Origin of the sequence: Leucobacter sp. gxy201, from assembly GCF_051043335.1 — a bacterium.
In the GTDB taxonomy this organism is placed as follows: domain Bacteria; phylum Actinomycetota; class Actinomycetes; order Actinomycetales; family Microbacteriaceae; genus Leucobacter.
The window spans coordinates 449,669-463,056 of record NZ_JAMXWS010000003.1 but is presented as its reverse complement, the minus strand read 5'-3'; the positions used below and the strand labels follow the sequence as shown (position 1 = coordinate 463,056).

At 70.1% G+C, this 13,388-nt stretch carries 17 protein-coding genes; 5 read left to right on the top strand and 12 right to left on the bottom strand.

The annotated features are described in order from the left end of the window. Positions 1-5: 5 nt before the first annotated feature. The 4 genes from NHL51_RS07270 to NHL51_RS07255 all read right to left on the bottom strand — a co-directional run bounded on the left by NHL51_RS07270 (position 6) and on the right by NHL51_RS07255 (position 3,285). Positions 6-545: a hypothetical protein gene (locus tag NHL51_RS07270; protein ID WP_434142761.1), complete on the bottom strand. Its 540-nt coding sequence runs from the start codon at positions 543-545 to the stop codon at positions 6-8. Positions 546-603: 58 nt separating this feature from the next. Beyond that, a complete protein-coding gene (locus tag NHL51_RS07265; protein ID WP_434142760.1) occupies positions 604-2,151 on the bottom strand; it encodes a sodium/proline symporter in 1,548 nt (515 codons plus the stop codon). Further along, positions 2,148-2,321 (bottom strand): hypothetical protein, encoded by a 174-nt coding sequence (locus tag NHL51_RS07260; protein ID WP_434142759.1) that lies wholly within the window; start codon positions 2,319-2,321, stop codon positions 2,148-2,150. Before NHL51_RS07260 ends, NHL51_RS07265 begins: the two co-directional genes overlap by 4 nt. Before the next feature lie 115 nt (positions 2,322-2,436). Further along, positions 2,437-3,285, bottom strand: coding sequence for a PHP domain-containing protein (locus tag NHL51_RS07255; RefSeq protein WP_434142758.1), 849 nt, complete (start codon positions 3,283-3,285; stop codon positions 2,437-2,439). Between the two features lie 84 nt (positions 3,286-3,369). Here NHL51_RS07255 and NHL51_RS07250 point away from each other — a divergent pair, with 84 nt between their 5' ends. Together NHL51_RS07250 and NHL51_RS07245 are read left to right on the top strand one after the other, a co-directional pair. Further along, positions 3,370-4,794 carry an aminopeptidase P family protein gene (locus NHL51_RS07250; RefSeq protein ID WP_434142756.1) on the top strand — a complete coding sequence of 475 codons (1,425 nt, stop codon included), beginning with the start codon at positions 3,370-3,372 and terminating at the stop codon, positions 4,792-4,794. A 49-nt stretch (positions 4,795-4,843) separates the two neighbouring features. Beyond that, positions 4,844-5,398: a hypothetical protein gene (locus tag NHL51_RS07245; protein WP_434142754.1), complete on the top strand. Its 555-nt coding sequence runs from the start codon at positions 4,844-4,846 to the stop codon at positions 5,396-5,398. 31 nt (positions 5,399-5,429) lie between these two features. Here NHL51_RS07245 and NHL51_RS07240 read toward each other — a convergent pair whose 3' ends face one another. Then, on the bottom strand, positions 5,430-5,822 hold the full coding sequence (locus NHL51_RS07240; RefSeq protein ID WP_434142753.1) for a YchJ family protein: 393 nt from the start codon (positions 5,820-5,822) through the stop codon (positions 5,430-5,432). 130 nt (positions 5,823-5,952) lie between these two features. On the opposite strand from NHL51_RS07240, the gene NHL51_RS07235 reads away from it, so the two are divergent. Further along, complete coding sequence (locus NHL51_RS07235) at positions 5,953-6,171, top strand: hypothetical protein (RefSeq protein WP_434142752.1); 219 nt, start codon at positions 5,953-5,955, stop codon at positions 6,169-6,171. A 204-nt stretch (positions 6,172-6,375) separates the two neighbouring features. Here NHL51_RS07235 and NHL51_RS07230 read toward each other — a convergent pair whose 3' ends face one another. From NHL51_RS07230 to NHL51_RS07215, 4 genes are read right to left on the bottom strand one after another with little or no spacing between them, the layout of a single operon-like run. Beyond that, the gene (locus tag NHL51_RS07230) at positions 6,376-6,702 is read right to left on the bottom strand and encodes a transcriptional regulator (protein ID WP_434142751.1); all 327 of its coding nucleotides are present in this window, start codon (positions 6,700-6,702) and stop codon (positions 6,376-6,378) included. Beyond that, complete coding sequence (locus NHL51_RS07225; RefSeq protein ID WP_434142749.1) at positions 6,699-7,214, bottom strand: hypothetical protein; 516 nt, start codon at positions 7,212-7,214, stop codon at positions 6,699-6,701. The genes NHL51_RS07230 and NHL51_RS07225 overlap by 4 nt, the downstream gene beginning before the upstream one ends. A gap of 31 nt (positions 7,215-7,245) precedes the next feature. Continuing rightward, entirely contained in the window at positions 7,246-8,730 is a 1,485-nt protein-coding gene (locus NHL51_RS07220; RefSeq protein WP_434142748.1) for an MDR family MFS transporter, read from the bottom strand. Positions 8,731-8,759: 29 nt separating this feature from the next. Beyond that, positions 8,760-9,446, bottom strand: coding sequence for a hypothetical protein (locus NHL51_RS07215; RefSeq protein ID WP_434142746.1), 687 nt, complete (start codon positions 9,444-9,446; stop codon positions 8,760-8,762). Positions 9,447-9,488: 42 nt separating this feature from the next. On the opposite strand from NHL51_RS07215, the gene NHL51_RS07210 reads away from it, so the two are divergent. After that, positions 9,489-9,872: a GNAT family N-acetyltransferase gene (locus NHL51_RS07210; protein WP_434142745.1), complete on the top strand. Its 384-nt coding sequence runs from the start codon at positions 9,489-9,491 to the stop codon at positions 9,870-9,872. A gap of 11 nt (positions 9,873-9,883) precedes the next feature. Here NHL51_RS07210 and NHL51_RS07205 read toward each other — a convergent pair whose 3' ends face one another. Together NHL51_RS07205 and NHL51_RS07200 are read right to left on the bottom strand one after the other, a co-directional pair. After that, positions 9,884-10,525, bottom strand: coding sequence for an asparagine synthase (locus NHL51_RS07205; protein ID WP_434142744.1), 642 nt, complete (start codon positions 10,523-10,525; stop codon positions 9,884-9,886). A 39-nt stretch (positions 10,526-10,564) separates the two neighbouring features. Next, positions 10,565-11,254 (bottom strand): metal-dependent transcriptional regulator, encoded by a 690-nt coding sequence (locus NHL51_RS07200; RefSeq protein ID WP_434142743.1) that lies wholly within the window; start codon positions 11,252-11,254, stop codon positions 10,565-10,567. An 84-nt stretch (positions 11,255-11,338) separates the two neighbouring features. Here NHL51_RS07200 and NHL51_RS07195 point away from each other — a divergent pair, with 84 nt between their 5' ends. Further along, positions 11,339-11,719, top strand: coding sequence for a DUF488 domain-containing protein (locus NHL51_RS07195; RefSeq protein WP_434142742.1), 381 nt, complete (start codon positions 11,339-11,341; stop codon positions 11,717-11,719). A 21-nt stretch (positions 11,720-11,740) separates the two neighbouring features. Here NHL51_RS07195 and NHL51_RS07190 read toward each other — a convergent pair whose 3' ends face one another. Continuing rightward, positions 11,741-13,294, bottom strand: coding sequence for a PLP-dependent aminotransferase family protein (locus NHL51_RS07190; protein WP_434142741.1), 1,554 nt, complete (start codon positions 13,292-13,294; stop codon positions 11,741-11,743). Positions 13,295-13,388: the final 94 nt, after the last annotated feature.

Sequence of the window (13,388 nt, the reverse complement as noted above, 5' to 3'; positions counted from 1 at the left end):
AACCGCTAGAGCTTCTCCGCGCGGATGACGTAGTGCGTGCCGTCGAGCCCGTCGACGAGGAACCGCGCCGAGAACTTCCCGTTCGCGCCCTCCACCAGCCAGTTCGGCTTGAGCACCGGGATCGGTGCGCCGATCGGCGAGATGTCGATGCGCATGCCGAGCTTGACGGTCTTCACGACCTTCGTGCGTACGAGGGCGCGGGCTGCGATCTGGGCGTCCTCGGCGCTCACGCCGGTGCGCAGCTCGCCGAGTCGGTCGAGCTCCTCCTGCCACTGCGCAGGGTCGATCTCTTCGCCCGATGGCTCGAAATCGGCGATGAAGCTGCGGCCCGAGTGCGCATTCACGAGCACGTTCATGACGGTGCCGGCCGGCTCGCCGCCGTCATCCGCCGTGCGGCGACGAGGGATCAGGCCGCGGGTGCGCACCTGCAGGCGGGCCCACCAGAACGGGTGGAACACCTCGCTGGCCACCGCCTCAGCTCCCGGCACCTTGCGGCGCAGCACGGCGATGGCGTCGCGCTCCGAGGTGAGCCGGGCGAGGCTCACCGCTGCGGTTTCATCGAGGGCGGACCGCCCGGGGCGCCGGCCCCGGGCGGTCTCTCCGTTACTTGCCAGAGGCATTCTGCGGCACCTGCGCCGACAGCGCATCGTTCTGGCCGGTCAGCATGCGTGCGGGGATCGGACCGATCTTGTCGGTCTCGATGAGCGCCTCCACGATGTGCGCGGGGACGGGGTGCGACTTCTGCGTGGCGAGCGACACGAGGATGAGCCCCAGTGTCGAGCAGACGATGCCGATGCCCATGGGGTCGACGCCGGTCGAGTCGACGAGACCGCTCAGCTGCCAGCCGACCGACGAGACCGTGCCGAGCAGCATCGACGCGATCGCGCCGGGAACGTTCGCCTTCTTCCACCAGGCCGCGCCGATGTACACCGGTACGAAGGCCGCGCCGAGCACGGTGGTCGAGAAGATGACGACCTCCGCGACCGCGGGCGGGTTGTTCACGGCGACGATGTAGCCGATGGCGGCGAGCACGAAGACCGTGATGCGCGAGATCCAGACCGACTGTCGGTCGCTCAGGTTCTTGATGAAGAAGCGCTGGATCAGATCCTGGCTCGCGATGGTGCCCGACTGCAGCAGCAGGGCGTCGGCCGTCGACATGATGGCGGCCATGATGCCTGCCATGACGATACCGACGGCGAAGTTCGGCAGCACCGTATCCGCGACCTCGAACACCGCGAGCTCGGGATTGTCGAGGTTCGGCAGGATGATCAGGGCCATGACGCCGACGATGTAGGGCGCCGGGATGAACAGCAGGTTGAAGCCAGTCGCGTAGAGGCTCGCCGAGCGTGCCACCGAGGGCTTCTTCATCGCCATGTGGCTGACGTTGACGTGCGGCCAGCCCATGTATCCGATCGAGAAGACGAGCACGGCGCCGATGATGACGCCCCACTGCACGGAGCCGATGCCGTCGGGGCCCCACATGGTCAGCAGGTTCGGGTTGATCTCGGCGACGGCCTCGTTACCGGCGGTCCAGCCGCCGATGGCCTGCATGGTGCCGACGAGGATCCAGACCATGCCGATGAGCATGATGATGGCCTGCACGAAATCGGTGTACGCCACGGCGAGGTAGCCGCCGAGGAAGGTGTAGAAGACGATGACGCCGACGGCGATGAGCAGCGACCAGGCGTAGGGCACGCCGGTGACCATCTCGAGGCCGCGGCCGCCCGCGATGAACTGGCTCATCACGTAGAAGAAGATGCAGAACAGCGCGATCGGCGCCGCGATCGCGCGGATCCAGCGCGACGGGTAGCGGTGCTCGAGGTATTCGATCGACGTCAGCGACCCGAGGATCTGCGAGAGCTTGCGCATGCGGCGGCCGAGGATCGACAGGTTGAGCACGCCGCCGCCGATGTCGCCCATGGCGTACCAGAGCGAGTAGTAGCCCTTCGTGTATGCGAGCGAACCGGCGCCCAGGAACATGTACCCCGACATCGACGACGACTGCAGGCGCAGCGCGGTGACGGCGGGGCCGAGGCTGCGCCCGCCCAGCAGGTAGCCTTCGGCGCCCTTCGATCCGATCTTGAGCGTCCATACGCCGATGCCGGCCATCGCGATGAAGTAGACGATGAGGAACCAGGTTTCGATGTTCATGCTGCGCCACCGCCCTCGGTACGAGCAGCCGTGATGCCGGTGTCGGCATCTTCCTCGACGTCTTCAGCACTCCAATGGCGCGACACGTAGACGAACACGAGGGTGTAGATGACCCATATTGAAGGTATACCGAAAATAATTATCGCCGTACTTGCGGGCAAGCCGAACATAAGAACACCTCGCTGTGATTCTTGTTTATGTACACATTAATGCCGGAGCGATCACAGCCTACATCAATCGAGCAGGGACGCAAATCAGCCCGGAGCCCGGAGGCGGGCCCCCGTCCTAAGCCGGAAGCGCGACGTCGGCGCGGATGCGGGCGACGACTTCGGGCGGGCTCGTGCACTCGCCGAGCCGATTCGGCTTGCCGTCGCCGTGGTAATCGCTCGCGCCCGTGACCTCGAGGCCGAGCGACACGGCATGCGCGGCGAGCGGCGGCAGCCAATCGGCCCGATTCTCGGGATGGTCGAGCTCGACTCCACCGAGTCCCGCCTCCGCGAGCTCCGCGAGGTCGTCGACCGGGAGCGGCCGACGCTGACGGCTCGCGGCGGGGTGCGCGATCACCGGGAACCCGCCGGCGTCGCGCACGAGCCGGATGGCGTTCGCAGTGTCGACCGCATAGGTGTCGAGGTAGTAGGGCGAGGCCGGCGAGAGCATCTCGGCGAAGGCCGCGCTGCGATCGACGGCGTAGCCCGCCGCGACCAGAGCGTCGGCGATGTGCGGCCGCCCGACGGTGCGCACATCGTTCGAGCCGACGACCGCGTCCCACGAGATCGCGTACTCCCCCGAGAGGCGACGCACCATCTCGCGCGCCCGAGCCAGGCGCGATTCGCGTATTTCGGCGAGCGTTTCGAAGAGCTCGCCGGCCTCGGACCGGATGCCGTAGCCGAGCAGGTGCCGCGACAGCCCCCGATGCTTCGTGGTGATCTCGATCCCGGGCACGAAGTCGACTCCGGCAGCGGCGGCCGCCTCGCGCGCCTCGCCCCAGCCGTCGATGGTGTCGTGGTCGGTGAGCGCGAACCCGGCGAGCCCGATGCGGGCCGCCTCGCGCGCGATCTCGGCCGGAGAAGTCGTGCCGTCCGAGAACGTCGAATGGGTGTGCAGGTCGTAGCCCGCAGCCGGCATCGATTCCATCCCCTCATTCTAGGCGGCCGGGGCGCTCGCGGTCCGCTCCGCCCTCGGAGCGGAACGCTGACCGCAGGCTGGCATGATGGAGGCATGAGCGCACACGAGCAGCAGACGCACGACGCGACGATCGATCACAGCAGCCGCAGCACGACCCCGCGGTCGACCGAGTTCCTCGAGTACATCTCGAGCGCCTGGGCCGAGCGCGCGGAGCCGCTGCCCGAAGCGCATGCGGCGGCCCCGTTCGCGGCGGCTCGTCGTGCCGCACTCGGCGCCCAGTTCGTCGGCGAACGGCTGGTGATCGCCGCGGGTGCGATGAAGCAGCGCTCGAACGACACCTTCTACGGCTTCCGCGCGCACAGCGCCTTCGCCCATCTGACGGGCTGGGGCTCGGCGAGCGAGCCGGGGGCGGTGCTGGTGCTCGATCCCTGCAGCGAGGCAGCGCCGGGCGGCGCGGGCGACGGCACCGTCGAGGCGCCGACGCACACCGCGACGCTCTTCTTCCGCGAGGCGGCCGGGCGCGACAGCGACGAGTTCTTCGCGAACCCCGAGATCGGCGAGTTCTGGATCGGCGCTCGCCCGACTCTGGCGCAGGTCGCGGCCCTGCTCGGGCTGGCCACTGCCCCCCTCGCGGAATTCGAGGCGCGGGACACCGATCGCACCCTCGACGACGCGGAGCTCGCCCGCGCGGCGTCGGAGCTGCGCCTCGTGAAGGACGCCTACGAGGTCGCCGAGATGCGGGCCGCCATCGGCGCGACCGCGCGCGGTTTCGACGAGGTGCTGGCCGCCCTTCCCGAGGCGAGCGCGCACCCGCGCGGCGAGCGCATCGTCGAAGGGGTCTTCAACCAGCGGGCGAGGCTCGACGGCAACACCGTCGGCTACGAGACCATCGCGGCCGCGGGGGCGCACGCCTGCACCCTGCACTGGATCCGCAACGACGGCGCCGTACCCGCAGGCGAACTGCTGCTGCTCGACGCCGGCGTCGAGCTCGACAGCCTGTACACGGCCGACATCACGCGCACCGTGCCCGTCTCGGGCAGTTTCAGCCCCGACCAGCGCAGGGTGTACGAGGCGGTCCTCGAGGCAGCGGATGCGGCTCTCGCGATCGTGCGGCCCGGCATCCGCTTCAGCGAGGTGCACGATGCCGCGATGGCGGTCATCGAACGCCGCACCCGCGAATGGGGGCTGGAGATGCCGGCCGCAGGCACCGATACCGCCTACCACCGCCGCTACATGGTGCACGGCACGAGCCACCACCTCGGCCTCGACGTGCACGACTGCGCGCAGGCGCGGCGCGAGATGTATATGGAGGGCACCCTCGAACCCGGGATGATCTTCACGATCGAGCCGGGTCTGTACCTCCAGCCCGACGATCTCACCGTTCCCGAAGCGCTGCGCGGCATCGGCGTGCGTATCGAGGACGACATCCTGGTGACCGAGGACGGCTGCGAGAACCTCTCCGCGGCGATCCCGCGCACCGCCGACGAGGTCGAGGAGTGGCTGCGGAACGCGCGCTGATCGACCCTCACCGAGGGTTCTGACACGCGCGGGGTACAATCGTCGCACTGTGCCTGCCATGACTCGACCGACCTCCCCCGGTCTCCGACGCCTCCGACGCGTGCGCGTCGCGGGCGGGGTCGCGGTCTCGGTGCTGCTGCTCGGCTCGGCGGCGCTCGCCCCGTTCTCGGTCGACACCGCGCTCGCCGACGAGAGCAGCGTCGCCGCCCAGTTGCAGCGGCATCAGGGCTTCACCGCTGCTGCTGCCGAGGCGCCCGCGCTCGATTCCGAGGTGCCCATCGCCGAGGACGCCACGGCGGCGCCCGGCGCCGCGGGACCGCCGGCCGCGGCCGAGTTCACGCTCGACCAGTTCATGTCGAAGGGCGTCGTCAACTGGGGCGGCTACAAGTTCACCTACTACAGCGAGCAGGTGCTGCCCGGCCCGGGCCTCGACATTCCGGGGCGCCACCTGAATGCGGCCGGATACGTGAGCGATGACCAGGGGTTCATCGTGCTCGCGGGGTCGGCCCCGAAGGGCACGGTCTACGAGACGCCCTTCGGTTACCCGGGCAAGATCTACGACCGCGGCACCGTCGGCAACCATCTCGACGTGTACATCCGCTGATCGCGCGAGTGCGCTGTCCCGCGCAGGGCGCTCAGCCGGCGACGTCCCCGTCGACGTAGACCCAGCGCCGCTCGGGCCCGCTCCGCTCGAAGCGACTGCGTTCGCGCTGCTCGAACCGCCCGGACGGGGTGCGCCCGATGGCGGTGAACTCCACGACGCCCGCGCGGTCGAAGGGGCCGCCGCCTTCGGTCGCCTCGATGAGCAGACGGAGCCATCGCACCTCGTCGTCGATCTCGAGCGCCTCCGGCCGGTTCCGCGGGTGCCAGGTATCGAGCAGGTAGTCGGCGAGCCCGAGCACGAAGGCGCTGTAGCGCGACCGCATGAGCCGTTCGGCGGTCGGCGCCGGTTCCCCGCCGTGCAGCGGGCCGCAGCACGCGCTGTAGGGTTCGCCGCGGCCGCAGGGGCAGGGATCGAGCGCCGTCATGCGTGCCAGCGTAGCGTTCGGCGCCGCACCGCCGCGAGTCGGGTGCGGCGCGGCCCGCGCGCCCCGAGAATCGGGATAGGATGGGAGGGATCGGCGCCCTGCGCCCCACCGACATTCGCGAGGAGACAACGTGAAGATCCGCACCCGCATCGCCGCAGCCGTGACCGTGGCACTCGCCTCGGTATTCGTCGCAGCCCCCGCGTTCGCGCACGAGGGCGAGGAGCACTCGATGTTCTCGAGCGCGGGCACCCCGGTCGATGTCGTGGCGATCTCGATCGTCGGCGTCGTACTGCTCGCGGTCGTGCTCATCGGCAGCACGCTCGTCGGCAATCTCTTCGAGAAGAAGTAGACGCCGCTGCTTCAGCCGGCGAAGGGCGGGGCGCAGTTCTGACGAGCTGCGCCCCGCCCTTCGTCATCTCCGTCGGCTCTCCCCCGGCTCCCGCATCCACCCTGCGCGAGACGACGGTGCGAATCTCGCTTCCCCGGATGTGTCTCGTGCACAAGGGTTCGTCTCGCTGTCGACGGGAGCATCTCGCGGCCGAAAGACATGCGATCAACCGAGCGGTTCGCCGGCGATGCGCGCGAGCGCGGCGAGATGTCCCTCGACCGCGTCGCGACCCGCGGCGGTCAGCGCGACCCAGGTGCGCTTGCGGGCATCGCCCGACCCGGGCGAGCTCTCCTTGCGCAGCCGGAGGTACTCGGCGTCGGCGAGCAGCTTGAGGTTCTTCGAGAGGTGCGCATCGCTGACCTCCAGCGTATCGCGGATCACCGCGAACTCCACCTCGTCGGTGCGTCTGAGCAGCGCGCAGATGCGCAAGCGCACCGGCGAGTGGATGAGATCGTCGAATGCGGCCCGCCGATCGGGCGCACTGCGACTCACTTCCCCGCCCCGCTGTCATTCGGCGTCCCGTTCCGCGCGAGCTCCTGGCGCAGGGCCGCGTCGTAACTGCGGCCGATGACGATGACGCCGACGAACGCGATGACCATCGGCACCAGCACCCAGGCCGTCGGCAGCGCCGCCAGCTTCACCGCGAGGCCCGCGACGAAGCTCACCGCCATCAGCACGATGAGTGCGATCATGAACCCGCGCGAACGCCGGCCCGCCGGCTTCGAGACCGCGACGCCGTATCGCTTCGCGTAGACCCGCGGCAGCAGCGCCATCGAGATGATGCCGAAGACGACAATACCGAGGCCGAGGCCGTTCGGCAGCGCCTGCGCTGCCACCATCGTCGCGACGATGGTGGCGAGCAGCGGGTGGTACCACCACGGTGTCACGAGGGCCGCCGCGAGCCGGGCGCCGTCGGTGCCGACGCTCGCGAGCAGCTCGCGGGCGCGCTCCGCCGATGCGCCTTCGCTCGCTTCGTCGCGACCCTCTTCGAAATCACTTTCCATATCGGCAAGCATAATGTCGCTTGCCGAACTGTCAAGCGTTCCCGTCGGGCGCGCCCGGAACGGGCTGGGGCTGATCCCTGACGAAGAAGGAGATCGCGAAGCCGACCGTGCTGACCGCCGCCCCCACGATGAAGGCGATGCGCGTGCCCGCCGCGAGCGAGTGCGGCGTCACCGCCTCGGCGGAGCCCGCGACCGACACCGATACCAGCGTCATCACCGTCACGAACAGCGCCGTGCCCGCCGCGCCCGCCACCTGCTGCGCCGTCGAGATCATGGCGCTGCCGTGCGAAGCGAGGCGCTTCGGCAGCGAACCGAGCGAGACGGAGAACAGCGGCGTGAACACGCCAGCGAGGCCGACGCTGAGCAGCAGGTGCGTGCCGAGCACCTGCCATACGCTGGTCGCGTCGGTGAAGAGCCCCATGCACCACATCGAGAGCGCGGTGACGCCCGTGCCCGGTATCAGCATGAAGCGGGCGCCGCGGCTGTCGACCATGCGCCCGACCGTCGGGCCGAGCAGGCCCATGAGCAGCCCGCCGGGCAGCAGCAGCAGGCCCGTGACCAGCGTGCTCTCGCCGAGCACCTTCTGCACGTAGATCGGCAGCAGGATCAGCGACCCGAAGAGCGCCATCGAGCTGAACGAGAACAGCAGCACCGACAGCGCGTACGGGCGCGTCTCGAAGGTGCGCAGGTCGAGCAGCGCGCGGTCGTCGCGCTGCAGTCGCAACTGTCGGGCCACGAATGCCGCGAGCGCGAGCGCTCCGACGACGAGGGCGACCCACGGCGGCATGAGCGCGTTGCCGTTCGCCGCATCGCCGATCAGGCTGAGCCCGTACACGAGCCCGCCGAACGAGAGCACCGACAGCAGCACCGACAGCACATCGATGCGCGCGACGCGGAGCATGCCGACGTTCGGCATCTTCACGGCGCCGATCACGAGCGCCGCGCCGGCGACCGGCAGCACGAAGATGAACAGCCAGCGCCAGTCGAGCACCTCGAGTATCAGCCCCGAGATCGTCGGCCCGAGCGCCGGCGCCACCGAGATGACGATCGCGATGCGCCCCATGAGGCGACCGCGCTGGCGCTCGGGAACGAGCGTCACCACCGTCGTCATGAGAAGCGGCATCATGATCGCCGTGCCGCCGGCCTGCACCACCCGCCCGAGCAGCAGCATGGTGAAGCCCGGGGCGGCGGCGGCGATCAGCGTGCCCGCGGTGAACAGGCTCATCGCGACGATGAAGAGCGGGCGCGTGTCGACGCGCTGGATGAGCATGCCGGTGATCGGGATCACGACGCTCATCGTCAGCAGGAACGCCGTCGTCAGCCACTGGCCGACCGCCGCGGTGATGCCGAGGTCGTCCATGACGGGCGGCAGCGCCACGCTCATGATCGTCTCGTTGAGGATGACGACGAAGGCCGAGGCGAGCAGCAGCCAGATCGCGAGCTGTTCGCGGGCGCCGAACTCCGGCTCCCCCGCATCGCCGAAGGGTTCGGAGTGGGCCGAAGGTGAATCAGACATAAGAGGTCAAGCCTACCGGAATCTCCGCGCTAGTTCTTCGCCGCACCGCTCTTTTCTGCCGGAGACTTTTCAGTGACCGGCTTCTCCGTCGCGGGCTTCTCGGTCGCGGGCTTCTCCGTCGCGGGCTTCTCGGTCTGAGAGTCCTCGGTCGCGGATCTCTCGGCGGCGCTCCGCTCCGCCTCCTGCTCCTGCCACTGCGTGCAGGCCGTCTCCGCGTCCGCGGGCAGCCCGAGCGCCTCTCGAGCCTCGGCCGCTGCGACGCCGGCGTCGGCCGCCCCCTTCCACGAATAGACGGTCGCCTTCTCGATGGGCAGGTCGGCGACCTTCTCGGCCTGCTTCGCGTCATCGCGCAGCGTGTCGCGCACCGCCTCGACCTCGTCCACGGCATCCGCCGGCCAGGCACGATCCTTCGGTTCGAGCTGCCCCGCGGCACGCTCGCTCGCCTCGCCGACCGCGAGCATCGCCTCGGAGAAGCCCTCGGTGCCGTCGTCGCCGCGGGACTGGGCGATCCGCAGACGATCGACTTCCACGTCGAGCTCATCCCACGCTTCGTTCACCGGGCACACGGCCGACAGGTAGAGCCCGCCCGCCTTCGTCGCCGACAGCACTTCCGGCTCCGGCGGCTCCTCGGGAGCGGCGGCCTGGCAGCCGATGAGCAGCAGCGCGGCGGTCGCGGATGCTGCGGCGCCGGCTGCTCTCCAGGTCCTCGTACGCATCATCTCAGAATAGCGCGAGGGGGATGGGATTATGGTGGGCTCATGGCGAGATACCAGGACGAAGCCGCAGCCGCAGCAGACGGCTTCACCATCGTGCACCAGGCCGACCGGCACCGATACGCCCTGCTGCAGCAGCCCGGTGGCGAGGCGGGGCCCGGCGCGCCGGAACCCCGCATGATCGGCGAGGCGCACTATACCCTCATCGGCGACGACGCGATCGATTTCGATCACACCGTCGTCGATCCGTCGCTGCGCGGCACCGGGCTCTCGGGCGTGCTCGCCCGACGCGCGCTGACGGGCAGCGCGGCGGACGGCCGACGCATCCTTGCATCGTGCTGGTTCATCGAGGGATACCTCGCGAAGCATCCCGAGCTGCGCCGAGACGTTCCGCAGTCGCAGAAGCGCGAGACGCACGACGAAGGCTGAGCGCCCTCGCCTCACTTCTCCTTGCGGGTGCGCATGCGCAGGCGTGACGGCTTCGCGCTCTGCTGCTGGATGAGCTCCGTGAGGTCGCGTTCGATGAACTGCTGGATACGCCCTTCGCGCGCCCCGCGGTACTCGTCGTTGTCGCCGCCGCTGTAGTACGGGTGCGACGCGCGCTCCTTCAGCGAGTCGCCGATCTCCGCCCAGGCGAGATCGCGTGCGCGCCCGGCCGTCTCCGCGAGGAACTCCTCGTCCTCGACGCGCTTGCGCAGCTCCTCCGCGACCCCGGCGTAGACCTCGCGACGATGCTTGAGCGTCGTGTTGTCGCCGATGCCGTAGTCGGATTCGCTCCACGAGCTGCGGCCGGTGTCGCGGATCTCGCCGATCATCCGCCCGATGTGCTCGGCGTCGTGCTCGCGCTCGTCGGCGAGCTTCTCGGTCGCGCTGCGCACCATCTCGATGATCTCTGCCTTGTCGTAGTCGACGTGGCGCTTCAGCGCGTTCATGATGATGTCGTTCTTCACCGTCATGCGCACCGCGACATCGGCGACGAGCAGCCCCTGCTCGACGATCTCCTCGACCGGAGCCAGCACACGGCGCGGCAGGCGCCGCGGTCGCCCACGATTACGCTTGCGCTTCTTCCACCAGTTGAACACGGCCCCCCTCTCGACAGCTTCGCACTCGAACCGCTTCCATTATCGCCGATCGTCCGGCATCGCCGACACCCAGATCGACGAGGAGGCCGCCGGCCCCAGGCTGATCGGCTCGCCGGTGCCGGCCAGCTGCACCGTCACGGTCTCGGCGTACGGTTCCGACGGCAGCAGCTCGAGCTCCGCGTCCACGACGATGCCGCGCGAGGCGAAGTACTGCAGCATCTCGTTGTCGGCATCCGAGATGCGTTCGACGCGCACCCGACCCGGGGCGCTCGCGAGCTGCAGCACGACGGCATCGGGGCGGTGCACGCGACCATCGGCGCCGGGGATCGGATCGCCGTGCGGATCCCGGGTCGGGAACCCGAGCACCCGGTCGACTCGGTCGACCAGTTCGTCGGAGACCGCGTGCTCGAGGCGGTCGGCCTCGTCATGCACCTCGTCCCACTCGTAGTCGAGCATCTGCACGAGGAACGTCTCGAGCAGCCGGTGGCGGCGGGTCATCGCGACGGCGTGCTGATGCCCGATCTCCGTAAGGGTGACGCTGCCGTACGGCGCGTGCCCGATGAGCTCGAGATCGGAGAGCTTGCGCAGCGCATCCGAGACGGTCGACAGCCGCACTCCCGCCGCTTCGGCGATCGCGGAGTTCGTCACGGGCGCCTCGGACCACTCCTGCAGGCTCCAGATCACCTTCAGGTAGTTCTGCATGCTCGGCGAAATACTGTCAACACTCACCCCGCCAGGGTACTCGCTCGGGCCGAGCGCAGGCCCGATCCGCACGCCCTGGTGCTCGGGCCCGCGGAGGAGGACACTGGAAGCATGGACATCAGGATCAAACGCGTGTACGAGAACGCAGAACCCGGCGACGGCTACCGGGTGATGGTGGATCGGCTCTGGCCGCGCGGCATCGCGAAAGAAGCGGCGCACCTCGATCTCTGGGACAAGGATGTCGCCCCGAGCCCCGAGCTGCGCCGCGCGTGGCACTCCGACGTCGACGGGCACTCCCCCGAGCACTTCGCCGCCTTCGCTGCGGACTACCGGTCGGAACTGGCCGACGGGCCTGGCCTCGCGGCGCTCGACTCCCTCGCGGAGCTCGCTCGGGCGCACTCGCCGCTCACCCTCGTGTACGGCGCGAAAGACGAACGGGTCAATCATGCCGTGGTGCTGCGCGACGCGCTCATCGAGCGGCTCGCCGGCTGACCGTCCGCGCGCCTGCACCGTTCACCCGGCGTTGCGCTGCAGCACGTCCCACAGCCGCTCGATCGCGCCGGAGAACACCGCATCTTCGGGGCCGCCCATGCCGAGCACGAGTCCGGCCGTGCGGTCCGGGCGCTCATGCCGCCAGTACGCGCCGAGCGCCGCGACCCCGAGACCTTCTGGGAATTCCGGGGCGGGCCGAGCGGCCTGCCGCACGATCTCGGACTCGCGGCGCAGCACGGCGTCGGGCGCGCCCGTCAGCTCGATGACGGCGTGCAGCCCCCCGTTCATCGGCCGCGGGCGCGCGCCCGAGAGCCCTGCGAAGCGCTCGGAGAGCAGATCGCGCCGCGCCGCGTAGCGCCGGCGCATGCGGGCGATGTTGCGGCGCAGCTCGCCGCTGCGCAGGAACTCCGCGAGCGCCAGCTGCACGACGGTCGACACCGGCGAGCCGAGATCGCGGCGCACCGGCTCGAGCACCCCGCGCAGACGTTCGGGGGCGAGCAGGAAGCCTGCGGCGAGCGCCGGGGTGACCGTGCTCGAGAAGGTGCCGAGGGTGACCACGGGTCCCGACACGGGGTCGTCGAGCGCCGCGAGCGCCGGCAAGGGGCTGCCGGTGCTGCGCAGTTCGGAGTCGTAGTCGTCCTCGACGATGACCACGCCGGTGCGCGAGGCCCACTCGAGCAGCTCACGCCGGCGCGGCAGCGGCAGCGAACCGCCGACGGGGTACTGGTGGCTCGGCGTGACGATGACGAGGTCGAGCAGGCCGTTCGGCAGGCGGTCGACGCGCAGGCCGTCGTCGTCGACGGGCAGACCGACGATGCGCGCGCCGTGCCGGGCGGCGACACCGCGCAGCGACGGATACCCGGGGTCTTCGACGCCCACGACGAGGCGCCTGCCGTGCGTGGTGCCGAGGGCGCTGAGCAGCAGGCCGAGCCCCTCGCGCGCGCCGGCGGTCACGAGCACATCGGCGGCGGGACGTGCGGTGCCGCGCACGAGTCTCAGGTGCTCGGCGATCTCCGCACGCAGGCCCGGGTCGCCGAGCGGCGGGGCCGGACGATCGGCCCGGATGAGCGCGCTGCGCCAGGCCGCTCGCCATGCCGGCCTGTCGACCGTATCGGTGACCGGCGCTCCGGGCTTCAGGGGCGGGCGCGGGGCCGGCCGTTCGTCGTACGGATCGGAGCGCGGATCGGAGCGGCCGCCGCGGCTTCCCGGATGGGCTGCTGCCCGACCTGCATGGGGCTCGCCGGCAGCGGCGTTCCCCCGCGGACTCCGTTCGCCCTGCCCCGGCGCGGTGCGGCGACCGATCAGATCGGGGTTGACCATGGTGCCGCGACCGTGCTCGGCGCTGAGGTACCCCTCGGCGATGAGCTGCTCATAGGCGGCCACCACGACACCGCGTGCGACGCCGAGCCGCTGCGCGAACTGCCGCGTCGCGGCGACGCTCTCGCCGGGCCGCAGCGCTTCGCGGTCGATGGCGTCGCGCAGGGCTGCCGCGATCTGCACGGGCAGCGAGCTCTCGGCGGCGCGGTCGAGCGTCACCGGAATCTCTGCGGGGGTGCGGGGGTGCGGGGCGGGCATGCGTCAAGTCTGGCATCCACGGACCCAATGGTCCACTCTTGATCACGAGAAGTGGATCTTGCAGAGTACCAATCGTCCCGGCAATGGTGGAGGC